Origin of the sequence: Paraburkholderia sediminicola (genome assembly GCF_902859805.1) — a bacterium.
GTDB classification, from domain to species: Bacteria; Pseudomonadota; Gammaproteobacteria; order Burkholderiales; family Burkholderiaceae; genus Paraburkholderia; species Paraburkholderia sediminicola.
Window position 1 is genome coordinate 563,693 of the sequence record NZ_CADIKC010000002.1, and the last position, 24,797, is coordinate 588,489.

Below are 24,797 nucleotides of genomic sequence, written 5' to 3' on the forward strand. Positions count from 1 at the left end.
GTCGCGATAATCTCCAGCATGCGCGCCGCACGGATCGTCGCTGCCGAACAGATTCAGGAACATAACCAGGGGCGTTTCACAATGGCTGACCAACGCGGTAGTCAATCTGTCACGATGTCTGAGCGAACCGATAGTCAATCTGCATTGCGACAAGTTGCAGGCTCGCGGCTTTTTCTCGGCGCAACGATTGCGATGTTTCTGTCGGGTCTCGGCGCGTCGGCGGCTGCGCCTCAGATCGTTCTGTTCCTCGCAAAGGAACTCGGCGCCTCGCTGCCGTTGGCGGGATTCTATTACTTGACCAGCCTTGCAGCGCCTGTCGCGGGGTACTTCGTAGGCCGCTACTCTGATTACACCGGGAACCGCCTCGGTCTTTTTCGCATGTGCGCTGTGGCGGGCTTTGTGGGCTGGGCCGGGCTCGCCCTCTCCACTTCGGTCTGGATGCCCTTCGTCATCGCCATTGCTTTGCTGGCCGTTTCCGGTGCTACCGCCTCGCAAATTTTTGCGGCGGTGCACGATGAACTCAGCCACAAGCCCGGCGATGCAAATGAAAGTGTCGTTGCCATCATCCGTATGGCGCTGACCGGCGGATGGATCGTCGGGCCTGTGCTGGGAGCGTGGGTGGCGGCTGCCTATGGCTTGCGCCCAATGCTTTGGATGACCGCCATCTGCATGCTTTTACAGATCGCGCCGCTCGGAACGCTGAACCCAACTGTCAAGATCAAGCCGGAGTCGGCGAGTGAGCCCGCGCGTCACTCGAGCCTACGTGCCATGCTTCCACTGCTGACGTTCACGGGACTCTTCGTCCTGGTCTACGCAGGGGAACCCGTGAAATACGGATTCCTGCTGATCTACATGGAAGAACATTTAAAGCTGAGTCCGGCCGTACGGGGTGCAGTCATTGGGATACAGCCATTCATCGAGTTGCTCATCATGCCCTTCAGCATCGGTCTGGGGCGCAAGCTTGGCAACGTGTGGTTGATGTGTATCGCGGCCGCCATGGGAGTGTTTGCCAATCTTTGTTTTGCGCTCTGGTCGTCCGCGGCGGGCATGTTCGCCGGACAGATCCTCATGGGCGGCGTGTGGGGCATATTTATGGTTCTGGGCATCATCGTCGCTCAACGCCTGCTTCCCAACGCGGTAGCGACGGCGTCGGCAATCTTCATGAGTTCAACGGCGCTCGCTTCGGCGTTAGGAGGCATTGCGGGCGGTTTCGGAGTGGCCTTCCTGGGCCTTCCTAATGTCTTCCTGTTGCCTGCGCTGTTCGCGGGTCTGGCCGTTATTGGACTGGCATTGATGGCACGCACTGAAAGGTTCCGGTTGCATTGATCTCGAGCAGACCTTTCGAGCGCTTCATCATTCCGTTAAGGCAGTCATTCGGCGGCGGATCAACCGGTCACGCGACGGCCTTCGACCGGATAGTTCGGGTCCGTATAGCCAGCCGTCGATGCGTGCCCCGCAGGCACCAGACTGTCGACAAACGTTTCGTCGTCCGGCCCCAGTTGCAGTGTCAACGCGTCCATGTAGCTGTCCCAATGCGCTTCCGTGCGCGGCCCGGCGATAGCGGAACTCACAAGCTTGTTCCTGAGCACCCACGCAATGGCGAACGCTATCGAGGTGGTACCGCGCTCAGCGGCGTATGCCGCGACCTTCTCTGCGATGGCGAGAGATTCCGGACGCCACTCGGTCTGCTGGATGCGCTTGTCGCCGCGCGCAACACGGGAGTCGGCAGGAGGCGCACCGTTGGGTGCATATTTGCCGGTCAATACACCTCTGGCGAGCGGGCTGTAGGGCACGACGCCAATGCCGTAGTGTCCAGCCGCGGGCATCAGCTCGACCTCGGCGGTACGGTCGACCATGTTGTAGACCGGTTCGATCGCAACGGGGCGATCGATGCCCAACTGATCGGCAAGGCGCACGATTTCCGCAATACGCCAGGCGCGGAAGTTGGACAGGCCGAAGTAACGCACCTTACCCTGGCGAATGAGGTCGCCGATGGCACGAAGCCCTTCCTCGAGCGGCGCGTCAACAAGCGACCGGTGGAAGTAGAGAATATCGATGTAGTCGGTGCCAAGGCGCTTCAGGCTGGCGTCGACGGTCTGGTAGATCCATTTGCGCGACTGGCCCTGTTCGTTTGGGCGAGCGGAAACTGAAGCCGGATAGCCGAACTTGGTTGCCACGACCCAGTCATCCCGTCGATCCGCAATTGCCCGTCCGACGATTTCTTCAGATCGGCCAGCGTGGTACACATCGGCAGTGTCGAGGAAATTGACGCCCTGATCGAAAACCTTGTCGATAATCCGGCGCGAGGTAGCTTCGTCCGTTTCGCCGCCGAACATCATTGCACCCAGGCACAGGGGCGAAACCTTGAGGGCGCTGCGCCCCAGATATCGATAGTCCACTCTCATCATCTCCATGCAGGCTGCGCCTGCGGTTACCAGAACATGCACGCCGGAAAAGGCGCATCAGCAGGCGCTTTGATCGCCGTCTGTATGGAGGATGATAAGTTGAAGGTATCTAGTGATAAAGCCAGTAAAACGGCAAACCCTCATGAACTGAATTCATGAATCTCACTCCAGTTCCGGGACTATTCCTTGCGATAACGGATTGCATCGATCACCACGGTCATCGCCCGCGAGAACTCACGTCGCGTCGCATAGCAGGCGTGCAGCCCCGGAAAGGCGGGGCACCATTCTTCCAATACCTTCACGAGGCTGCCCGCTTTGACATGAGGCTGGGCAAGGTCAGCCGGAATGTAAGCCAGGCCGTATCCCGACAACGCGGCAGCCAGCATCGGGTAGGTCCCGTTGAAAGCGAGTTGCCCGTCGACGCGAACTTGCACCTCGCGACTGCCCTTCTTTAACTCCCATGGATAAAAGCCACCCAACGTCGGCAAACGAAGATTGATGCAGTTGTGCGCGGTCAGATCCTGGGGCTTCCTTGGCAACGCACGCGTCTTCAGGTACTCCGGCGTCCCGACAATTGCCATGCGCATTTCGGGCGCGAGACGGACCGCGATCATGTCTCTCGCTACCTGATCGCCGTGGCGAACGCCGATGTCGTACCGGTCTGCCACGATATCTGAGAGGCCGTAGTCGGTGATGATCTCCACCTTGAGGTCGGGATATTGATGCAGAACCGGCGATAACCTGGGCCACAGAACCGTCTCGGTCGCGTAATCGGTCGCGGTGATGCGGATTGTGCCCGCAGGTTTGTCCCGAAACTCCGTCACGGCCGCCAGTTCGGAATCGATCTCCTCAAAGCGGGGCGTGATGGTCCGAATGAGGCGTTCGCCAGCCTCCGTTGGCGCGACGCTGCGCGTGGTTCGGGTCAGGAGTCGCATTCCGAGCCGGGTTTCCAGCGCGCGGATGGTATGGCTCAAGGCTGATTGCGATACGCCGAGTTGCGCGGCGGCGCGCGTGAAGCTGCGCTCGCGCGCGACGGCGATCAGTGCAAGCAGGTCGTTGTAGCTTTCGCGACGCATTGATGAACTCATTTCATAGATGTTTGCCGATTCTAGCGCCTAGTCGAGCATGAGTGGGCGCGTTAGATTTCAGGTAGAGCGCACCGCCTGCTCATTCTGCCGCTCTAGTTGCAATCGGATGTCGGAGCAGCGTGCGCTTAGGCGTCGTTGAACAACACAATGTAGATCGACTCATTTCAATGCGATCAGGCGCTATCGAGGACACTGCCGATGAGGATATTCGCTGTCGCGATGATGTCGTTTGCGCTCGGTACCGGACTGTCCAGGGCAGAGGCGTCAGAAGTCATGACGCAACTGGCGTTCTATGCGGGCTGGCCTAGCGTTTTTACGGCGCTTCCAGTCGTTAAGGACGTGCTTGAGCAGCGCCTCGGTTAATTCGCTCCCCGGCGCCGCGAGCGGGAAATCCGATGCCTGAAAAACTGGATGGTGCCGTTTCTGAAGACGGCGCAATCAGCAGGCTGCAAGACGCCGAACGGCGTCCAGATGATCGATGCCGTGCAGGAAATGATGCTTGATTTTTTGCTGGACCAGAAAATCTGTCAAAGCGCTTGGCGGAGTTACTCGTCGTGCGGCGGGACTTTGATGAGCACAAACCACAACACGGCCAAAATGATAAAGAAGGGAATCGAACGCACTTTGAGTCTTCCGGTGGAGATGACCCAGAGGATAGCGATTACTGCTGCGGACAGGTGTTTCCATCGATTTCGCTGCCTTACGCTCCATGACTTTCATGGCCTGCACATACTCGAAACACAGCGCAGGACACTTTATTCCTACCGCGGTAACGAAGCGTAAGTTCGCAGTCGCGGCGAAAACCTCAACGCTCAGCTCTTTCCCCTTCCTTCACCGCTCCCCCACTGTCGACAGCAATTGGTCTGCTCGCTCTGGAAACTCGCTATACACGATCCCGTACAATGAGTGGTTCCAGATCCCGCGACAGATCGCACTTCGCTCCAGCCTTCAGCGCCATGAATCACGATATTGAACACGCTCTCGCCGCCGCGCAGGAGAACCTCCAGGCCGGTCGGCTCGACGATGCCGCAGATCTGCTGCGCGGCATTCTGGCGAGCGTCCCTGACCACGGCGAAGCTCTTGCAGGTCTCGGCTATGTCACCGCCAACCAGGGCGATCATGCACGCGCAGCGGAGTACCTGGTGCAGGCATCGGCGCACGTGTCAATGTCTTTGGATCAACTGAACTTCGCCGCGCAGGTGTGTCAGTTGGCGCAGCGTCACGATGCTGCGATAGCGCTGTTCGAGCGCTGCCTGACCCAGTTTCCGAACCATCCCGCCTCGTTGTACGGTGTCGCTATGTCGCTGATACAGCTTGGCGAATTGCAGCGGGCACTCGAGGCGTTGGTGCATCTGTGCAAGATCCAGCCACTATCGGCCGAAGCGCATTACAACCGTGGAACGCTGCTCGGTTCGATGGCGCGCTATGAAGACGAACTGGATGCCTACCGGCAGGCGATCACGCTCAAGCCGCGTTTCGTACGCGCATACGTCAATCTCGGGGTCGCGTTACGAGATCTTCGGCGCTTTGATGAGGCGTTGCTTCAATTCAAGAAGGCGCTTTCGATCGATCCGAACGACGCGGGCGCACGCACCAATCGAGCTCAGACGAATTTGCTGCTCGGCGAATTCGAACACGGCTGGCGCGAATACGAATGGCGTTGGCGCGATGGCACCTGCAGCCACGGTTTTCCGCAGAACACCCTCTGGACTGGCACCCAACCGATAGATGGCAGGACAGTGCTCGTTCATCATGAGCAGGGGTTCGGCGACACGCTGCAATTCGTGCGCTTTGTGGATCGGCTCAGTGCAGCTGGCGCTCACGTGGTGTTGCGTGTTCAGGATGCCCTGTTGCCGCTCCTCCAAAATTATCGGGGTGCGGCCGAAGTCATCGGTGAGACAGCGCAAGTGCCGCATTTCGACTATCACATTCCAACCCTGAGTCTGCCGTTTGCGCTCAAGGTTCGTGCACCTGATATCGCGCTATCCGGTCCATATGTGCAGGCAGACGATGCGCTTGCCCCTCAATGGGACGATCTTTTTACAGGCTCCGCTAGACGGCCGAGCATCGGGATCGTGTGGTCGGGAAGCCGTACGCATCTGAATGATCACAATCGGTCCATTTCGCTTGAGCAACTGAAGCCGGTGTTCGATGCCGACGTGGATTTCTTCGCATTGCAACCGGATGTACGCGACAGTGACCGCGCGTGCCTCGCGCAACTTGAACAGCGCGGGGTGCTGCGCGATGTTTCCGGGCGGCTCACCACATTCGCTGAGACTGCTGCGCTGATCGCCCGCCTCGACCTCGTCGTCAGCGTCGACACAGCGGTGGCGCATCTGGCTGGGGCGCTTGGAAAGCCCGTATGGATTGCTTTGCCGTTCATGCCGGACTGGAGATGGCAACTCGACCGAAGCGATAGTCCGTGGTACGCAAAGGCGCGGTTGTTTCGACAAACGACGCGAGACGATTGGACTGGCGTCGTTGCCGCGCTTCGCGCGGAGATCGACGCATTGCGGGACGCCTGAACGGCGACCCGCCCGACAGCGGGCAGCCCATCCACTGTTCGCTGCAGGTTCTAACCGCAAATTCGGGCGCACCTGCTCCGTCGCGCCGCTCGCCCGCTTTGAGCGACGATTGCGGGTCGTTCACGGAAATTCGGCACGGGACCGGCTTGGCCATGAACCGGCGTTCTCCCGCACAGCCGTATGGACATTTTAGCGGCGATCAACCGACCCACTGCAAATGACGGTTACACTGGAGAACCTATGTTCAGGTGCCAGGAGACTTCTATGAGCAAGCACACCCTTGTATCGACAGCCACCACGTTGCTGTGTGCGGTTGCCCTGACGGCCTTGACCGCCACCTCGGCTCAGGCAGCCGACGCGTCGGTGAAATGCCATCTGACCTACAGCATGTCCGGATGGTCGGCGATTTATCAGCATGCCGAAGGACGCGGCAAAGTAAGCTGCAGCAATGGGCAAAAGGCCGCTGTCAAAATCAGCGTGCACGGCGGCGGTCTGACCGCCGGCAAGTTCCACGTCAGTGGCCGCGGCGAAATCACCCATGTCTACAGCATCAAGGATGTGTTCGGCAGTTACGCGCAGGCAGGCGCTTCGGCCGGCGCGGGGAAGAGCGGTACTGCGCAGGTGCTGACCAAAGGCACTACGTCGATGGCGTTGAGCGGCAGTGGTGAAGGCATCAACCTCGGTGTAGCGGTCGATGACTTCAAGATCGAACCGGTGCACTGAGACCGGACGCTGTCCGGCCAGAATCCGCCCTTCGATCACGGCTCTCAGATAGTTGACAGAGGACGTCGCGTCTAACGCGACTTCACTCTGAACCGACTCCGCGCGTGCGTACGGGCGCATTCGCCTCGAACTTGGCGCAATGCGTCGAGAAAAAAGTACGGACGTTGCGGATGTTCGATGAACTCGTGAACAGACGGCGCGCGAGTTCATCGTAAGCGGCCATGTCCGTGACATCTGCGACCACGATGAAGTCCGGCCCTGGCGACACGCGATAACACTGCGTGACGGCCGGTTCCGCACAGATATACGACTCGAAACGCTGATGGTCTTCCGCCGTTTGCCGGTCGAGACTCACCTCGATGATCGCGGTCAGCGTCGGGCCGAGCTTCGAGTGATCGAGGATCGCAATCTCACGCTTGATCACTCCGCTGTCCCGAAGCCGGTTCACGCGACGCAGACACGTCGGCGCAGACGTATGCGCGCGCTCTGCGAGTTCGATATTCGACAGCGCGCAATCTGTTTGCAAAATTCCAAGAATGCGCAGATCAAGCTCATCGAGTGTGATGCCGGGCACGCGGACCTCGCAGCGAATAATGAGTGAAATTAAATTTCACCATACTTCATGATCGATTCAAAATTCTATTTATCGTTGAATTATGAAATTTACTTTCATATGACCACCCTTACCATCACTGCATCGGTTCCCAACGAACCCTTTGCGGAGAAAAGTGATGTGTGGAATTGTCGGGGCTGTCGCCCAACGGAACATCCTGCCTGATCTAGTCAACGGTCTGAAGCGACTCGAATATCGCGGCTACGACTCGTGCGGCGTGGCGCTCTATCAGGACCGTAAGCTCGTGCGCGCACGCAGCGTAGATCGTGTCGCCACCCTGCAGCAGGAGATATCCGACCGCGGCTTGTCCGGCTACACCGGCATTGCACACACGCGGTGGGCAACGCATGGCAAGTCCGTCACGACCAACGCACATCCGCACTTCTCGCCCAATGCCGAGTCACCGCGAATCGCGCTCTCGCACAACGGGATCATCGAGAACTATGAGGAGTTGCGCGCGACGCTTCAGGATCACGGTTATGTATTTTCGAGCCAGACCGATAGCGAAGTCATCGCGCATCTGATCGACTATCTGTACGACGGCGATCTGTTCGACGCGGTACGTGAAACAGTCGCACGGCTGCGCGGCAGCTACGCCATTGCGGTGATTTGCCGTGACGAGCCGCATCGGCTGGTGGGTGCGCGCGACGGCATGCCGCTCGTGATCGGCATCGGTGAAGGCGAGAACTTCCTCGCGTCTGACGCGATTGCGCTGTCGGGGGTGACGGACAAGATCGCGTACCTCGAAAACGGCGACGTCGTGGACATCCAGCTTCATCGCCACTGGATCGTGGACGCGGCCGGGCGACGCATCGAACGTTCCGTTCACACAGTCGCCGCGCACAGCGGCGCAGCCGACCTCGGCCTGTACCGCTACTACATGCAGAAGGAGATTTTCGAGCAGCCACGCGCGGTCGCGGACACCTTGCAGGACGTGTCGTCAATCATGCCGGAACTCTTCGGCGACAACGCCTGGCGCGTGCTGAATTCGGTCGACGCGGTCGTATTGCTCGCGTGCGGCGGCAGTTTTCATGCGGCGCTGACGGCCAAATACTGGATCGAGAGCCTCGCGCAATTGCCCGTCAACGTCGAGATTGCAAGTGAGTACCGATACCGCGAAAGCGTCGTCAATCCGAACATGCTAGTGGTGGCGGTATCGCAAAGCGGCGAAACAGCGGATGTACTCGGCGCCATTCACGTCGCCAAACAGCGTGGCATGCTGAAGACGCTCGCAATCTGTAATGTGCCGACCAGTGCGCTGGTCCGCGAATGTGCATTGAATTTCATCACGCGCGCAGGCATCGAGATTGGCGTTGCATCGACCAAGGCATTCACGACGCAACTCGTCGCGCTCTTCATGCTGGCGCTGACGTTGGCGCAAGTGCGCGGCCGTCTGTCCGAGGACGACCAAAGAACCCATCTGCGTGCGCTGCGTCATCTGCCTGACGCGATGAGCAAAGTGCTCGCGCTCGAACCGCACATCATGGCGTGGTCTGAGATTCTCACTCGCAAGGAAAACATCCTCTTTCTCGGGCGCGGCATGCATTATCCGATCGCACTCGAAGGCGCGTTGAAGATGAAAGAGATCTCATACATTCACGCTGAAGGATACGCGGCGGGCGAATTGAAGCATGGGCCGCTGGCGCTGATCAGCGACCAGATGCCTGTGGTCGCCGTCGCGCCGAACGATCGCCTGCTCGAAAAGCTGAAATCGAACATGCATGAAGTGAATGCGCGCAGCGGCAAGCTTTTCGTTTTCGCCGATATCGATTGCGGGCTTTCGCCGAGTCCGGATATCGAGGTGATCCGGCTTACCGAATACTATGGCTTGCTCTCACCCATTCTGCATACGATCCCAATGCAACTGCTCGCCTTTCACACGGCGCTCGCGCGCGGCACGGATATCGATAAGCCGCGAAATCTCGCGAAGTCCGTGACTGTTGAGTAATCGACACGGCAGCGTTGAGCGCGGTCTCGGTTTAGTCGGTAATAGCTTTGGGCGCCCTTTTGGGAGGCCCAAAGAAGATTGTTTCGGATCAACCAGGGTGATGGGCTGTTCCATCGCGTTCTTCCGACGCCTCAATAGCTCTTCCTAGCTTGACCAGATAGCGCTTTGCTTTTTGAAAGTCCCCGCGCCATAGCCACTTCAAGCAACTGAAGAGTTCCCATGCCAGGAACCGGTCACCATAGCGAAAGACAATCGGGTCTTGCTCAGTCGACGCGGGCCTCGACGACGTCCTCGACTCAAGACAGCGATCCCGATTGACTATCTCGACAAAGGGCTGCTCAAGGATGAGCTCGGTATCGGGCGAGATGACGTGAAACTCGATAGAAGTTAAGTCGTTGAAGATAAGTTTTTGGAATGGACTGTCCGGATCATGCGCGCCATCAAACGTGATGAATACGTTCGCTGGGGCGATCTGCTGCTGTATCGTTTGGAACAGTGAACGCGCAGCCCCTCCAGAGCAAAAGGCAACGAGGTCGATATCAGAGAGGCGATCTGCGGTCCCTTTTGCAAATGAACCGACGACCACCGCGCCGATGCAATCTGGGGAATCTCGGACCGCGGCCGCGATTCGCATGAGAAGCGTGATCTGGAATGTTGTGGAAGGGTCATCGCTCCACCTTTTGAGAAAGTCTTCGAAGCGCATTGGGCGGTCACGGATGGATTGTGGGATGCCTACAGGATAGGACAACAATTCGTTCGAACGGCCGCTTTCGGCGAACCGCCAGGGCCGGTTAGAGGCACGTGCTGCCTATCGCTACGTTGCCAGACTCGGGCGTTGCATGCCGTTTGCATGAGGCAGCGACCGACCAGAGGCAAGCCTTTCAAATACCCATCCTCGGAATGCCCACAATCCAAGGATTGGTTGGCATAACGTAAGGGCACGTTGCTAATCTTCGTTCTTCCGCCATCAAGACGGCTCAACGGAGACGCAAGCGATGACTTCGAAAAGCATCCGCCGGGCAACGGCAGAGGACGTGCCGGTTCTTACACAGATCAGGAACGATGCGCATGCGAAGAAGGTGGCTCACGGCGATTATGCGTGGGGCAAGGAAGGAGGCGGATTTTCCGAGAGTTGGGTACGAAACAATGTCTCGCAAAAAGAAGTGTATATCGTTGAGTTGGATAGCACTTCGGTCGGAATGTTTTCGCTAGATCTGGACGATGAAAGACACTGGGGAGTTCAGGAGCCGATCGCTGGTTACGTGCATGGACTTTGTGTGCGGAAAGGCTTTAACGGGCGAGGACTCGGCAACTTCATGCTTGATTGGTGCGCTAACAGGGTGAGCGCCTTGAATAGGCGTTTTGTTCGACTCGACTGCGCCGCCCACAATGCGAAACTATGCACCTACTACGAATTGCTTGGTTTTATGCGTGTAGGACTGTACAGGGAGCCGGAACCCGGCGGCTATGTCTGGTCGCTGTACGAGAAATCGGCTCGCTAGTTTTTGATCAGGCAACCATAATAATTCCAGAAAATATCTCAGTGAGGTGGCTTATGCGTGGTCGATTTTCGAATGCCGTATCCCGACGGAACTTAATGACGTGCACCGTACTGATAGTTGCTGGCCACTGCACAGTTACCGCTGCAGCTGACTTTCAACCAAATACAACGGTTCTTAGAGATGACAGCACGTATAACGTCAACGCGGACGGCACATTTACGCTAGATGAGATCGTCTCTTACCGCATCGAAACCGATCAGGGTGTCCAGCAGCGAAGTCAGTTTCCCTTGCACTACAGCACCTCGCTACAGAGTCTCGACGTTCTGGATGCCTACACAACTACGCCAGATGGGAAGCGTGTTGATGTAGCGCCGGACAAAATCCTGGTGCAACAAAGTGCCGAAAACCCTGGAGCGCCCACCTTCGACGATGGCAAGGTAAAGATCATCGTATTTCCCGCAGTGGAAATCGGCTCAACGCTGACCATGCATATGCGCCGGACCCAGAAGAAAGCATTATTCCCGGGGCAGTTCTCGAGCAGCGACAATTTCCTGGATGACAAAGCGTTCAAATCTGCAAGCGTTACGGTGCATGCCCCATCCACGCTACAACTCCATGTCGACGCGATCGGCATGCAAGGCGGCCAGGTGTCCTCCGGCAACGGCAACCAGCAGACATGGCAATGGTCGATCAAGGACACGTCGGCGCGCGCGCCGGAATTTGGAGCACCTGCCCTTGCGGACCACAGTCCGCGTGTCGTGATCTCTACGTTTCCCGGTTTTGAGGCGGTCGGGAGCGCGTACCTTGAACGTGCTGCTCCCCAGGCAGCGGTCACACCCAAGCTCCAGGCACTTGCCGATCAACTCACCGCTGGCATGACTGACAGGCGAACGCAGGCCGAGGCGCTGTATCGGTGGGTCAGCGCTAACATTCGTTACGTTGCTATTTATCTGGGGTTTGGCGGGGTCGTGCCACACAGCGCACAAGCCATCATGGACGCGCGTTATGGTGACTGCAAAGATCACGTAACGTTATTGCAGGCCTTGCTCGCCGCGAAAGGCATCACGAGCAGCCCGGTTCTGGTGAATGCCGGATCCCGCTACTGGCTGCCTGCTGCGGCGGATCCGCTCGCCGTGTTTGACCACGTCATTACCTACCTGCCTGAATTCAGGTTATACGTGGACTCAACCGCAGGCGTAGCGCCATTCGGCACGCTTCCCTTGGCGGAGCGAGGCAAGCCGGCGTTAGTCACTGATGATGGCACCGGCCATGCAGTACTTGTTTCGCTACCGTTGAGCAGTCCAGAGACTGATCGCGTGACGATCCACACCCGAATCACGCTGGATAGCGATGGAAATGTAAAAGGTGACGCGGCAGTGAAAAACTCGGGCGTCTTCGACTGGCTGTCCAGATCGCTATTTGCATCTCTTCCGCCCGGGACGGAGCCACAGTTTGCAGCCAGGTTGTTGACCTTCACCGGCCAAAGCGGTGAGGGGAATTTCACGCATGGCAGCGCTCGTGACTTGACGCAGCCCTTCGACTATTCGACGCAATTCGATCTTCCAGGCTACGCGCAACTACCTGGGCCGGGTGCGCTACGCATACCACGAGGCACTTCCGACTTTACCGATGTCGCCAGTGCGTTCGATGTATTCGGGCCGGTAACACGCGAGCTGCCTCTTGTGTTTCCAGGACGTCATATCAGTGAATCGATCGAGCTCGATCTGCCAGACGGACTAAAGGTGGCATCGCTACCTAAGCCCGTCAAGATTGCATCTCCAATCGGAGCTTATGCGTCGACCTATTCGCAGTCGGGCCGGAGCATCACGGTAACGCGAAGCCTCGATATCACCACTAACGCTCCAGTTGTGGATGCAGCGCAGTATCTGGAGTTGAGAAAGATGGCAGCAGCGGTCAAGCGGGATCTGGCTGCCCAGATCCTCTACTGACCTCGACATGACGATCTTCGCCCTGTCGGCTAACAGCCTGATTGTCATGGCGGTTTGTTAGCTCAAGCCATCGGCAACTAATGCTGCGTAAGCATCAGGTTCAGATTCTGAACCGCAGCACCGGATGCGCCTTTGCCAAGATTGTCGAAAACTGCGGACAACAGGACGTGCCCGTGTTCCATGTTAGGAAATACGCTTAAGCGCATGTCGTTCGTACCGTTCAGCACCTGCGGATCCAGGTGCTTCAAGACGCACGATTCGTGCAGCGGCAGGACACGTACGTGGGCCGCCTCGGCATAGTGGCGTGCGAGACACGCGTGTAACATGGCGCCATCCACGTCAGGTGCCAGCAGCCGCAACTGCAGGGGCACCGTCAGCACGATGCCCTGGCGGAACGCACCATACGCAGGGACGAAGATGGGACGCTGCGCGAGCCCGGCGTGCTGCTGGATCTCCGGGGTGTGCTTGTGCGCGAGTTCCAGACCATATACCTGGTATGAAGGCGCGTTGACCGCACCCTGCCCCTCATGCTCCTCCACACCGGCACGCCCGCGTCCGGAGTAGCCGGACACCGCATGAATGCTGATGGGATAGTTGCCTGGTATGAGCCCAGCCTGCAACAAGGGGCGCAGCAAGCCAATTGCACCGGTCGGATAGCAACCGGGATTGGTGACCCGACGTGCGTTCGCAATGCGCTCAGCCTGTCCCAGCGCCATTTCCGGAAAGCCGTATGTCCAGCCCGGCTGTGTGCGGTGAGCGGAACTTGCGTCGATTACTCTGACGGCGGGATTAACAATGGCGTCCACAGCCTCGCGCGCGGCGGCATCAGGCAAACAGAGGATGGCGATATCGCAGGCGTTGATGGCTTCTGCGCGGCGCCGCGGATCCTTGCGTTCCGCAGCGGCAAGCGTGGACAGTCTGATGTCGGTCCGGTCTCGCAGCCGTTCGTGGATTTGCAACCCGGTGGTGCCTTGGTCGCCGTCGATGAAAACAACGGGAGAGCTCATACGTGGAATACTCCGGTGACTATTGGTTGTAACAGGCAGAACGAGCCCTTATGTTCCACGCACGGCTAGAATAGAGAAAGTTGAATTTCATAACGTGAATATTCAGTTTTTCTGAATCTGGACGCCGACATGAGAGAGATCAGCCTGGACCGCTTGCGCACTCTGGTCGCCATTACCGACCGGGGCTCATTTGCCGATGCGGCGCGTGCATTACACCTGGCGCCGCCAACGGTCAGCCTCCACATCGCTGAACTTGAAGAGCGCATTGGCGCCCCACTCCTGTCACGCAAACGCGGACATGTCAGGCCGTCGGCAATAGGAGAGGTGCTGGTGGAACGCGCGCGTCGACTGCTGGCCGATGCTGAGCAGGCGTTAGACGATATTCAACGCCAGGTGCAGGGACTCGAAGGGCGCGCACGGCTCGGCGCGTCGACTGGCGCGATCGCGCACCTGTTGCCGCAAGCGCTTGAGGTGCTGCGCCAGCACCATCCCTCTATCGACATTCAGGTTGCAGTACTCACTTCGCATGAAACGCTCTCCCGGCTGGCGGATGGAACACTGGATGTCGGGCTGGTCGCACTGCCTCAGCCCCCGGTGGCGGGACTCGTGATAAAGCCCTGGCGCCGCGACCCCGTGATGGCCTTTGTGCCGGCGCATTGGCGGTGTCCGGCTCGCGTCACGCCTGAATGGCTCGCCGCCCAGCCTCTCATTCTCAATGACGCGACCACGCGTCTCTCGCGTCTGACTGCGGAGTGGTTTGCGACTGCGGGGCACCATCCTGCGCCGCGCATTCAGCTCAACTACAACGACGCGATCAAGAGTCTCGTAGCGGCAGGTTACGGCGCAGCGCTGTTGCCTCATGAGGCCACAACGCCATTGCCCGACACGCGCATTGTCATGCGTCCGCTGCGACCGGCGTTGTGGCGTCGACTTGGCATTGCACATCGTGCGGGGTACGTTGAACGTCCCACGCAACACGTACTTGATGTGTTGTGGGATCTGCGATTAGCGTAGGCGTTGCCGTTTGCCGCTTCGGTTCGTTCTTGTTGGGACAGAAGCCTTATTGAACGCCACGACGAACGAATGGCCGTGTTGTAGAAATTCGACTGGCCGGATTGGGCCGGACTGAGCCGGCCGCGTCAGGCAGCGGTCGGTCAGCTCCAGACATTCGGTATCGACCGTCAGTTTGGTGACAGTCGAACCGACGACGGCGCTCGGGTAGACTGCAACTCTCGCCAAACCTCGCCGAGATCGCATGGATACCCAGCTTTTGATTATCTGCGGACTCACATTCGTGATCCACGTGATCGCGACGCTGGCTTACGCTGTGCGGATCGCCGGTGTTCGCACCCGACGCATCGCTGTGTCGTTCTCGCTGTTCGGAATCATTGCCCTTGTGTCCCGAACGGCGAACTCCTTTCAAGGGCCGTTCATAGCCAAGCGCGTGGAGCTTGATATCTCCCGGCATCTTGAGGGTGGCCTGCTCGGTGATTTTCGGCTCTTCCTTGTTACGGCCACAGCGGCAAGCATAGTCGGCGCGTTGCTGATCCCAACGTTCCAGCGTTATTTCAGTCGCGCTGTCGAGCATTTTCAGGCCAATCGTTCATTGCCGCGCCTTCTACTTCACATTTTCAGCCGTGGTGGCATCAACTATATGCGGGACGGTGCGCGGGTTCCGTCGCGCCAAAACATTTCCCAGCTAGCGAGCGGCGCCGGTGTATCCGGAGTGGTGATAGCGCTCAACATCTTTGCGATGGCCATCTGGACTGTCGGTGTTTTCGCGTCGCTCTACGCGGGATACCTCAAGCCAGATTTACGCGTGACGTGCGCCAATCTATCGTCAGTCATTAATGGCTTTGCGACCGTTGTATTGGCGGTGGTCATCGACCCGCAAGTTTCCGTCATGACAGACGACGTGATCGACGGCCGACTCTCCGAGAACAGCTTTCGACGAGCTATCACCACCCTCGCCGGGGCACGAGTTGTCGGAACCTTGTGCGCCCAAATCATGCTTGTACCGGCCGCGCTCATCATCGTGCGCGTCGCGGAGCTGATTTAGAGCGGAATGTGCCAATCTGGAATGCTGTGATCGATCTCACACGGGGATGGTAAGGCCGCACATGGCAGGCAAGCGCCGGAATCCGTCAGACACAGACGGCCCCTGACCGGCCAACAAGCGACACTCGACGGGCTTGTCAAAATTGATGACAATCCATTGCTGAGCCGGCGCATTTCGGACAACCACACCGTGGCAATGACGGTGTGCTCGACGCTTTTTGCTGCTGCTTGTTCCACTTTCCCACTTGCAACTCGTTTCTAGCTGACTGACTGATGCTAAACGGCTCGACTTCAATTGGTGTTTTCGATTCAGGTTTGGGAGGCATGTCCGTAGTCGACGCGATTCGTAGACGCCTACCAGGCGAGTCAATCGTCTACGTTGCAGACTCGCAATTTGCTCCATACGGCGAGAAGCCAGACGAGTTCATCAGGACACGCAGTGTGGCGCTGTCCGAATGGTTGCTTCAGCAAGGGGCGAAAATTCTGGTGGTTGCCTGTAACACGGCGACGACCCATGCGATCTCGCATCTCCGAAGCCGGTTCGACGTTCCCGTCATTGGTGTGGAACCCGGCATCAAACCGGCCGTCCAGACCTCGGTTTCAAAAGTCGTTGGCGTATTGGCAACCGCCGCGACACTGCGCAGTCAACGTCTTCGAGATTTGTTGTCCACGCATGAGCACGAGTGCCAATTTGTGCGCCAGGCTGGGCATGGTCTTGTGGAGCTAATCGAGCAAGGCATAACCTCGGGATCATCGATTGATGCGTTGCTTGCGACGTATTTGACGCCGATGGCGAATGAAGGCGCGGACACCCTCGTGCTTGGTTCGACTCACTATGCGCTTCTGATACCGAGCATGGAGCGTCTGTTCGGAAGTCAGTTTCGCCTGATTGAGACAGCTACGGCAATCGCTCGGCGCGTCGATCACCAGCTCGAAGCATACGCACTGCGCGCAGACGAAAATTGCGGTCCGTGCGCGTTGCATCTCTATTCGACTGCTGTCGAGAGCGAGAAGCGAGTCCCGCTCGAACGGTTGGCGGACGCTTTGTCACTTATCAGGAACCGAGTGGATTGCGTCCAGATCGGCATGTAACGAACGGAGGCAGTTGGTCCCTACACCCTAATCGGTCTATTTTTTTAGTCGTTCGTGTTTTCCATCCATGCGTGTCGCCGTCATGCGCGCATCCCAGACCGGTTCTGCGAGGGAATCAATAACGGTTTCGGATCGCACTTGCACACGCACCAGTCATGGCTCAGTGCCTGCTCGCGGCCATTGGCCCCTCTGCTCGGAAGGCGCTCGCCGACGCATAGAATCCAGCCTATCGTGTCGCATTTGGGACATGAAACCTGATCGCCTTCGTATGCGACTGCGCGACCGTTGAGGAGGTCCGCGCGCGAACCGGCGAAGACTCGCCCGCCCGCCGTGGTTGTATCGCCGTCGCAGATATCAAAACGTTGATTCATTGATGATGGATTCCTGGAAAAGGCGTTGAGTAAAGCCCTAAAAAGTCAGCGCTACGGTGTTTCTGTGAAGGGGACGAAATGCCACTGCAGTCAAGCCGCGAACGGGGAATCGACAAGGTCATCCCCCATTATTTCCGCCTCACGTTATAGCAGTACTTTTTATTAGACCTCGTGAGGCTACCAGTTTCTGTAAAAACTCATCCTCGCTACACAAACGTCGCGCTCTTCGAGAAGCTTGGCGTGAGTCATTTGGCAATTAGCTTCGGCGTATCGCAACCAGTCCTGATCTTCTCCATCCATCGTATCGCGAGCCAACTTACGGAGCACTTGCCCTTCCCGTCCATTTTCATATTCATTTGCCATGAAATTTAGAGCCCGATTAAAATCCTTCATGCTGTACGATTTATCAAGGAAAAGGAGTTCATGGGTTCTCTCGGACGTTACCGATTCCAAACAAGCCAATTTATCGATGCCCGCTTCCTGGCCTGGGCTAGTTGCATCAAATGCTGCTTGACAGTACTTAGTCTTGCACTGAATCCAGTAGCGTTGCGTCTGCCGTAAGTTTTGGCGATCGGCCGGCGCCAATTTTCTATCCAGCATCTGATAAACACGATTTAATTCAGTGTCAGCCCCTTTGAAATTCGATTCAGCACAAGCCTCGATCTCGCGCGTTATCTGACTGTCACATACCGATCCGGAGTGAGCAGAATTGGACAGAATTAATATGCCAACGAATATCACACTAGTTATCTTCATTAATTTATCTTCAGCACTTTCAATTCTGACCCTCCGTTTACGAGCGCCTCATCTTTGCGACGGACAATTATCCGATACTCCTCTTATTGTGGGAAACCTTGCATATACATGAAAAACGGTAATCGCCTCGTTTTATCAGGCGACATCCATTCTCCGGAAAATGCACCATCAACAACAACGCCATAAAAGTAACCAGAAATTCCCCCTGATTTTCCACCAAACTCCGTCATTGAGAGTGTGCCGTCCTGCGCCAAACTTCCTTCCACCTTTATGAATTTATCTGAACGATGCAGATATCTATACCGACCAGAAATAGAATTCCCATTTCTATTTAGAGTAAGTTCTATAAGATATTTTTTATCTAGCAACCCAGTCAGATCATACTGACCGTTGTTCATCGGAACTTTCAAAGGACGACATGCCATCAAATCCAAGGGTAAAGCGCTGTCCTCAGAACCGAATGGAATAAAGCATTGCTCACTCCTGGTTTCGAGCGTACTCGTTGCCACGTATAGCTTTGTGCTGGGCCAACCGGAAGACAGAAGCGAACCAAATTGTTGTTTGGACGCCAGCTCTCCCGCACGGTCCAGAATGTCGTCAGTGACCCTTAAGTTCTGCGTGACAACTTTTCGACCTGACCAGAGTGGACCGGACTTCGCCGAAGAGTCCATAAGTGAAATCGAGAAATAATAGACGGAATTCGCGGCCCACCCCTCATTTAATTTAGCCAATGGAATCGCCGTAACAAGTCTATCGCTTGAATGGTTTTCCTGGACAAGAACATACTGATTACTATATTTATAAACGGCAACGTCAGAAAACATACCAACGTTGCCGACGTTGTTTGCAACTACATCTCCAGTACTGCGATCCAGGAGAGACCCGCTCTTATCAAGATACAAATCGCATGCGGCAATGTCTTTGTAGCAAATCACGGCAGCACTCGCCTGCGTCACGCAAAACACTGAAAGAATGAACGGCAGATTTTTTCTCATAGACATTTTTTCAGCAAAAATTCAAATTTATTTGCATATTCAGAAAATATTATATTTTTATCAGTTCCATTTATTATTCGGCGCGCACCCACATAATCTACCTGAGATGCATTAATGTAATCTGAGAGTTTTTTGCCGGTGAAGATGCCACCGATCATTCCCTCCACCATTATTACCGCCGCGCTCTTCCACGGCAGTGCTTCGTCTGGGCGCTCTACAAGGTTCACTCCAACTATTGGCGTGAACTTCTCATAATTCTCTTTCCATGTAATTTGCACCAAACCTCGCCCGCGGTATTTGTACCCATCCCCTATCGCAGTGTTGTGGTGTGCCCTGGCGCGCGTGGGATTGGAGGCAGTTGGGCCGGAACCATAGTCACGTTCGGCCCTCTCGTAAGAAATTGCCTCTGAAAACGGGCCAAAAAATGTTTGCGTATGGAAATCATATGATTCAATGCGCGAAGTCGCGAGCATGTAGGCTACGTATGGAACGCTAAAGTCAGCATTTTTTGATACGTACAAGGTATCAATCCAGTTCATCAGACTCGTTAGATTCTCCTCCGACCGTGCAGACAGCGGAGGAAGATTGCTTTTAGGACTTGAGGCTGTTTCATACCACCCGAATGTCGCCGAGTGCGCTTCCCTATATAGAGTCACGAACTTCGGAATATCAATTCGGCTACGCTTGTCGAAATTCGCAACCAACGCAATCGGATGAATATGCAGCACCGTCGCACTAACAGGAAACCCCGCGACCTTGCCCTTCACATCGTTCCACCATTGAAGCTCGTGAATGCGCTGCAACTCAACCAGCCAGTTATCTCTAGCGTTTCGCATCAGCGGCGTAATTGCGTTCCATCGCGACATGTCGCCGCCCCATTCGCTCTCGTAGCGAAGAATCACACGTGACAATGCCTGTGCGAGCCACGGCGTACGCATGGCAGCCTGCATGGCTCTCGCTGTGACCTTGCCAGCCGGATTCTCTGTGGGCTTGCTACCGGCACCGGAGCTCGACGGGGGCGCCAGCCTTGCAATCGTCTGTTCCAGCTTCAGCAACAGCGGACTGCCGTTGACTGCCGTGACCGACGGCTCGAATTCCGTCTGCTCCTTCCAGTCCGCGGAACCGGTGAGAACCAGATTTCGCCTGAAGGCATCCGCGAGATTGATACCGGTTGCGTCCACCTTCTCAAAGCCAGGCCACGCCCACGGACTCTGCCACTGCGTGTCGGGATGCTTCTTTTCGCAAACCCAACCCGAAGCCGGATTCCCGTCCGCGTCGCCAAATTTCACACGCCACCATTGCGTCCTGGCATCGTCCACAGCCTTGTCGCGCGCACTCAATCCGTCGAGTTGACTGCGTGAATACACGAGCGTAAACGCGTTCGCCGGGTCGCCCACCTTTTGCAGGTTTAGCGGAAATTGACTCCAGGCAGACGTTGTCGCCGTTGCAGTCGCGAGTTTCTCCCGCTCAATCCAGACAGGCGCCCCCTCTGGCATAAGCAGAGCCGTGGTTGAATCCTGATATCGCGGCTGCACCTTGACCCATGGACCGCTTGCCGGACTATCCGGCGTCACGTCGGCCCGGTACAGGGGACGCCACTCACACAGCTTGCGATCCGGCGGAACGAGGTCCTTCACCAGTTTCGCGCCCGCATTTATCACGAGCAGTGGTAGCTGCTCGGGGCGGACAAACTGTGCCGCCCGCGCACGGCTTTTGTCGAGAAACGCACTAAAGCCATCGTCGGCAAATACTTCAAGGTGCAAAAGCTGGCGTTTCGGTACAGGTGGCAGCGGCGTCGCGCGCTCGTAATCGTGATACTCACCGATCTGTCCGAGCGGCGTTCCGGCCTTGACGAATACCGGTGTCGGCGGAATCACCACCTGACCCACCGGGTCCGGTTCCTTGATCCCTTTCAGATTCGGCTTGTAGAGCCAGCCCCAGTCATTTTCAGGCGTGACCTTTGCGTTTTTGGTTTCGGTCTTCCACGGCACATTCTCGTCCTCGCCCCCGAAATAACCGCCATTGATCGGGCTGACCATATGACCCGCGGTGAGGCGCTTGATGTGCGCCCACTGGCCACGCGTCTCACTAGTGATGACCTCGCTGCCTTCAGGCAGAAAACCAACCCGCTCACCCGCTGTGAAGCTTCCGGGCTTCTTGCCGGCCTTCGGCTCCGTCCAGACAAATGCGCCTGCGGCCCCGGTCGTGCCATTCTCGGGCGGGGCCATCTGGTGATCCTTGCCCTGAATCCGAAACGCGTCAACATTCAGCCACCACCACGGACGTTTCAGTTTCTCATCGGCCAGATAGGTTGCCCAATCCGCTGTGTGCATGTAGAGACTGTAGATATCGTGTGATTCGTCGGCGGGCTGCACGCCGGTGCTGTTGGGCGCAGGTGGCAGCGTCAGCGTATGGCGCACCAGCACGAAGCCGGTCGAGTACATGGCCCACTTGCCGTCCTTGAATTGCAGATGCGGATACGCGTCATCGATCTTATAGGCGACGATGTACCCGTCCGCAATGCACCGAACGCCGTCCCTGGTTCCGAACATGCCGATGCTGTTGTTCAGGTGGATACCGCCGTGCGGAAAGCCGTTGACTCCAAGGGGGAAAAAACCGTCATCCATTCCAGCCAGCGCCTGATAAAAGGTCTGCGGGCTGGTCACTTCCTTGTAGTCCTTGTCCGGAAACGGGTAGCGCCACGTTAGCGGCGTAGTCGCCGAAGTCGGCGCGGGCGGCGCTGATGCGGGCGTGGGAGCCGGTGTTGGATGCAGCTGAGTTTGTGCGATCATGCTTGTAACGTGTCGTATTGGCTGTGGTTAGTAATCCGGAGTACAACGCAACGCTGTCAGCCGGAGAACCGTGAACCGTGAGCGCCCGTATCCGGCAGATCGGTCGTGTAAGGCAGGGATTCCTTCCTCAACTGCGAGTCCGGCGCATCTCTCTGCCAGGACACCGCTTTTTCGATGTAGTCACCCGGGGTGGCATTCGTGATGTTGCACGGCGTAATACGCAGGTAGGAGCCGCCCGCACCAATCCAGACCTCGTCCTTCGCCGAGAGCACAAGCCTGCCGTTCGTGCTGGTAATCGTGAGATCCCTAAGCGCTGACATGGCAAGCTCATCGCTTTGCGCCTGGATCTGGATCTTTCCGCGCGCAGCAAACATTTTTATTCCGAGCGTATGTGCGAACAGCGACAGTGCGCTTTCGGCCGCCATGACAATGCTCTTCACGGCGCTGACGTTGAAACCGGATCCCGTCGTCACATTCACGTCCTTGCCCGCACTAACCGACACGCGATCAGGCGTGGAAACAGCGATGCCCTTCGGCGAGGACAGCAGCACGACAGCCTCCTTCAACTCGTTCACGCTGTTCTTCAGCCATTCGTTTTCGGCTTTCAGGTCGGCAATCTCGGCTTTTGCCGTGTTCGCCCGATCAGCAAGGCCCTGCGCCTGGACCTGTAGTGTCTGGAACTGCTTCATGGCTTCCGCCATGTCAGTCTGTTTGCCGTCCGCCTGTGGCTGCATATCGCTGGACAGCATCAGCCCGCCGCCGGCGCGCACCACGCCTTGCTCACCAGTGCGCAGTTCAAAACCACTGCCTCGGTGCTGACGGTTTCCGTTGACGATGTGACCCAGGGTCAACTGGCTCTTGCCTGAGTGCTCGGTCGAAAGCCTGACGTGCTCCTCACCTTCCCAGTCTTCAAGATCGAACTCGTTGCCGCTCTGCGTATAAATGCGATTGCGCGACATCAGCCGGTCCTGATTGGTAATCAGATCGACCTGGTGGTTCGTGTGATGGAAAGCGCTGATATACGGCTTGTTCGGATCGCCATCGCGGAACTCGATGACGGCTTCCGTACCTTCCACGGCGGGAAAATGGAAGCCGGTCTGCAAACCGCCTGCAAATGGCTTCGCAAGCCGCAGCGGCACGCTCTCACCGCCGGCAGGCCACTCGCCATAGTCGCAGTCGAAGCGAACGACGTAGTAGCCCTGCTGTGTCAGATAGGCATATTTGTACTTGCCCGGCGACGTGACACGGGCACTCAGCGTCCCCGTGATTTTTGGCCACTTGTGATCTTCGATTTTTAACCGGAAGCGCCGGTCCGAAGGAATGGCCTTGTAGGTATTGCGATAGGGCTGGGCACGCCCGCCCGAGTGCGTGACTTCGATGATGACCTGACCGTGCGGTGCGTCCGGCAAATTTTCGTCGGTAGTCAGGATACGGCCAGGACGCAGTTCGCGCAGGTTACTCTCGCCGGTATAGACGACTTGCCAGGCGAGCGCGGCCTCATGGCGTAACTGCGCTTCCCACTGTGCGCCGGACTGGTCAAGATGGCCCGTGCCATAGATATACGGCTGGCCGTAAGTCGTTTTGTCGCTTCGGGCGACGTTGGCTTCTGCCTTGATACGCTCCCAAGCCTGGTCAGGGTTGTAGTCCGCGACGACATACGCCCTGGGTACCATCTCAGCGTCCATGCGCAGCGCCGATACGGATTCCTCTCCCGTCATCAGCCCCGAGGTGGACCGATACAGGGCCGTGAGCTTGGGCTGATACACATAGTGATCGATATCGTCGCCAAAGATAACAACATCACCGTGTTCGCCCTGGATGATGTAACTGTACATGCCCTCCTGCTGCATGAGCATGCTGACAAAATCCCAGTCTCCCTGCCGGTACTGAAACCTGAACGAGTGCCTCGGGTACTGTCGGCGCAGTTTGAAAATGAACTGATGTCCTTTCAGCTCGTTGCGGCGTAGAACCGCATCGATGATCTCGGGCGCGCTGCTGTTCTGGTAGGTCTGCGTCGTATGGGGATTCAGGCAGCCGATGTGTGCCTTGAGAACAATCTCGTAGCTGCTGAGGTCATTTGTGGTCTTCGTATGTGAGAAGCCCGTAATGCGCCCCCAGTACACGACGGGCTCGCCGCCATCGTCGGGCACGAGCCTGAACTTTGCCTCATGTCCCAGGATCACATCACGCGTGAGCTTCCGCGAGCAAGCCGCGACGATATCAATGCGATAGGACTGCCCCATTTTTTCGACAGCACGGTATGACGCCACCGAAATATCGCTGATCCTTTCCGGACCGAACACCTCGATGAAATACTTCGCCTGGCCACTCGCCACTGCGAGCTTCTTTGCATCCCGTTTAAGCTCGTCCCCATACTCAACTGTCGAACTCACAAATACTCCGCTGTTACTGATCTGGTCGCCTGAGCAGTAAACTAAACGTTTAAATCTAATCAGGTTAACCAAATATTTTTTGAGATAAATTCGATGTCGATCTGATAGCCGGAAAGCATGCTTGGCAAACGGGTCAACGGGTACACGGCCGATCTGAGTAATCAATCCGTTGTGCGCGAGTTGTTCGAGCAACCCGGACATGTCGATCATCTGATCTATAGCGCGAGAGATTTGTTGCGAACCGGCGTGCTTGCCGGTATCTGCAGCGCGATGGAAGGCTTGATTCGGGCACTCGTGGTGGAGTTGGTGCCCATTCGCGTCAACCTGGTGAGTCCGGGTTTAGCAGGAACGTCGTTGTGGGCCGCCGAGGCTCCCTACGCGGCAAGTGGAGTGGCTCTGCCTGTGGAGTACGTCGTCGAGCCGGAGGACCTCGCGCAAACCTACCTCTATTTGATGACCAATCGATATGCCACGAGACAAACCGTCGTAGACAGCGGTGGCGTGCTGGTCTGAAAATTTAGATAGCCTGGTGCGCACCATCCGACCAGGTCTATCAGCGATACAAGTACTTGGTTGCAGT

General features: G+C 57.0%; 22 protein-coding genes. 11 read left to right on the forward strand and 11 right to left on the reverse strand.

From position 1 onward, the window contains the following. Positions 1-18 precede the first annotated feature (18 nt). Positions 19-1,326: an MFS transporter gene (locus R8871_RS11085; RefSeq protein ID WP_217468896.1), complete on the forward strand. Its 1,308-nt coding sequence runs from the start codon at positions 19-21 to the stop codon at positions 1,324-1,326. Positions 1,327-1,385: 59 nt separating this feature from the next. On the opposite strand, the gene R8871_RS11090 is transcribed toward R8871_RS11085, so the two are convergent. After that, a complete protein-coding gene (locus R8871_RS11090; protein ID WP_175050719.1) occupies positions 1,386-2,399 on the reverse strand; it encodes an aldo/keto reductase in 1,014 nt (337 codons plus the stop codon). Positions 2,400-2,584: 185 nt separating this feature from the next. Then, entirely contained in the window at positions 2,585-3,481 is an 897-nt protein-coding gene (locus R8871_RS11095) for a LysR family transcriptional regulator (protein WP_175050477.1), read from the reverse strand. 210 nt (positions 3,482-3,691) lie between these two features. Here R8871_RS11095 and R8871_RS11100 point away from each other — a divergent pair, with 210 nt between their 5' ends. Next, on the forward strand, positions 3,692-3,856 hold the full coding sequence (locus R8871_RS11100) for a carboxymuconolactone decarboxylase family protein (protein WP_175050478.1): 165 nt from the start codon (positions 3,692-3,694) through the stop codon (positions 3,854-3,856). Between the two features lie 75 nt (positions 3,857-3,931). Here the strand turns inward: R8871_RS11100 and R8871_RS11105 are convergent, their stop codons facing one another. Continuing rightward, entirely contained in the window at positions 3,932-4,213 is a 282-nt protein-coding gene (locus R8871_RS11105) for a hypothetical protein (protein WP_175050479.1), read from the reverse strand. A 236-nt stretch (positions 4,214-4,449) separates the two neighbouring features. Between R8871_RS11105 and R8871_RS11110 the strand changes: the two genes are divergently transcribed. Beyond that, on the forward strand, positions 4,450-6,018 hold the full coding sequence (locus R8871_RS11110; RefSeq protein ID WP_175050480.1) for a tetratricopeptide repeat protein: 1,569 nt from the start codon (positions 4,450-4,452) through the stop codon (positions 6,016-6,018). A gap of 264 nt (positions 6,019-6,282) precedes the next feature. Beyond that, a complete protein-coding gene (locus R8871_RS11115) occupies positions 6,283-6,741 on the forward strand; it encodes a hypothetical protein (RefSeq protein ID WP_175050481.1) in 459 nt (152 codons plus the stop codon). An 82-nt stretch (positions 6,742-6,823) separates the two neighbouring features. On the opposite strand, the gene R8871_RS11120 is transcribed toward R8871_RS11115, so the two are convergent. Next, the gene (locus R8871_RS11120) at positions 6,824-7,315 is read right to left on the reverse strand and encodes an Lrp/AsnC family transcriptional regulator (protein ID WP_175050482.1); all 492 of its coding nucleotides are present in this window, start codon (positions 7,313-7,315) and stop codon (positions 6,824-6,826) included. Between the two features lie 157 nt (positions 7,316-7,472). On the opposite strand from R8871_RS11120, the gene glmS reads away from it, so the two are divergent. Next, positions 7,473-9,302: a glutamine--fructose-6-phosphate transaminase (isomerizing) gene (glmS, locus tag R8871_RS11125; protein ID WP_175050483.1), complete on the forward strand. Its 1,830-nt coding sequence runs from the start codon at positions 7,473-7,475 to the stop codon at positions 9,300-9,302. 88 nt (positions 9,303-9,390) lie between these two features. Here the strand turns inward: glmS and R8871_RS11130 are convergent, their stop codons facing one another. Next, on the reverse strand, positions 9,391-10,005 hold the full coding sequence (locus tag R8871_RS11130) for a nucleotidyltransferase domain-containing protein (protein WP_175050484.1): 615 nt from the start codon (positions 10,003-10,005) through the stop codon (positions 9,391-9,393). A gap of 292 nt (positions 10,006-10,297) precedes the next feature. Between R8871_RS11130 and R8871_RS11135 the strand changes: the two genes are divergently transcribed. Continuing rightward, the gene (locus R8871_RS11135; RefSeq protein ID WP_175050485.1) at positions 10,298-10,804 is read left to right on the forward strand and encodes a GNAT family N-acetyltransferase; all 507 of its coding nucleotides are present in this window, start codon (positions 10,298-10,300) and stop codon (positions 10,802-10,804) included. Between the two features lie 95 nt (positions 10,805-10,899). Continuing rightward, positions 10,900-12,753, forward strand: a complete 1,854-nt coding sequence (locus R8871_RS11140) for a DUF3857 domain-containing protein (RefSeq protein ID WP_175050486.1) — start codon at positions 10,900-10,902, stop codon at positions 12,751-12,753. Between the two features lie 77 nt (positions 12,754-12,830). Here the strand turns inward: R8871_RS11140 and argC are convergent, their stop codons facing one another. Further along, positions 12,831-13,760 carry an N-acetyl-gamma-glutamyl-phosphate reductase gene (gene argC, locus R8871_RS11145; protein WP_175050487.1) on the reverse strand — a complete coding sequence of 310 codons (930 nt, stop codon included), beginning with the start codon at positions 13,758-13,760 and terminating at the stop codon, positions 12,831-12,833. Positions 13,761-13,889: 129 nt separating this feature from the next. On the opposite strand from argC, the gene R8871_RS11150 reads away from it, so the two are divergent. The 3 genes from R8871_RS11150 (at position 13,890) to murI (ending at position 16,910) form a co-directional block, all read left to right on the forward strand. Next, on the forward strand, positions 13,890-14,774 hold the full coding sequence (locus tag R8871_RS11150) for a LysR family transcriptional regulator (RefSeq protein ID WP_175050488.1): 885 nt from the start codon (positions 13,890-13,892) through the stop codon (positions 14,772-14,774). A 241-nt stretch (positions 14,775-15,015) separates the two neighbouring features. After that, complete coding sequence (locus R8871_RS11155; RefSeq protein WP_175050489.1) at positions 15,016-15,819, forward strand: lipid II flippase Amj family protein; 804 nt, start codon at positions 15,016-15,018, stop codon at positions 15,817-15,819. A gap of 272 nt (positions 15,820-16,091) precedes the next feature. Further along, a complete protein-coding gene (murI, locus tag R8871_RS11160; RefSeq protein ID WP_175050490.1) occupies positions 16,092-16,910 on the forward strand; it encodes a glutamate racemase in 819 nt (272 codons plus the stop codon). Positions 16,911-16,990: 80 nt separating this feature from the next. Here murI and R8871_RS11165 read toward each other — a convergent pair whose 3' ends face one another. The 5 genes from R8871_RS11165 to R8871_RS11185 form a co-directional block, all read right to left on the reverse strand. Next, positions 16,991-17,281, reverse strand: a complete 291-nt coding sequence (locus tag R8871_RS11165) for a PAAR domain-containing protein (RefSeq protein ID WP_175050491.1) — start codon at positions 17,279-17,281, stop codon at positions 16,991-16,993. 177 nt (positions 17,282-17,458) lie between these two features. Continuing rightward, positions 17,459-18,037 carry a lysozyme inhibitor LprI family protein gene (locus tag R8871_RS11170; RefSeq protein WP_175050492.1) on the reverse strand — a complete coding sequence of 193 codons (579 nt, stop codon included), beginning with the start codon at positions 18,035-18,037 and terminating at the stop codon, positions 17,459-17,461. A gap of 83 nt (positions 18,038-18,120) precedes the next feature. Next, positions 18,121-19,032 carry a hypothetical protein gene (locus R8871_RS11175; protein ID WP_175050493.1) on the reverse strand — a complete coding sequence of 304 codons (912 nt, stop codon included), beginning with the start codon at positions 19,030-19,032 and terminating at the stop codon, positions 18,121-18,123. Next, positions 19,029-21,824: a lytic transglycosylase domain-containing protein gene (locus R8871_RS11180; RefSeq protein ID WP_175050494.1), complete on the reverse strand. Its 2,796-nt coding sequence runs from the start codon at positions 21,822-21,824 to the stop codon at positions 19,029-19,031. Before R8871_RS11180 ends, R8871_RS11175 begins: the two co-directional genes overlap by 4 nt. Positions 21,825-21,880: 56 nt before the next feature. Next, positions 21,881-24,382 (reverse strand): type VI secretion system Vgr family protein, encoded by a 2,502-nt coding sequence (locus R8871_RS11185; protein ID WP_246287527.1) that lies wholly within the window; start codon positions 24,380-24,382, stop codon positions 21,881-21,883. Between R8871_RS11185 and R8871_RS11190 the strand changes: the two genes are divergently transcribed. Then, on the forward strand, positions 24,335-24,730 hold the full coding sequence (locus R8871_RS11190) for an SDR family oxidoreductase (RefSeq protein ID WP_175050496.1): 396 nt from the start codon (positions 24,335-24,337) through the stop codon (positions 24,728-24,730). The two genes, R8871_RS11185 and R8871_RS11190, sit on opposite strands and share 48 nt — an antisense overlap. Positions 24,731-24,797 lie beyond the last annotated feature (67 nt).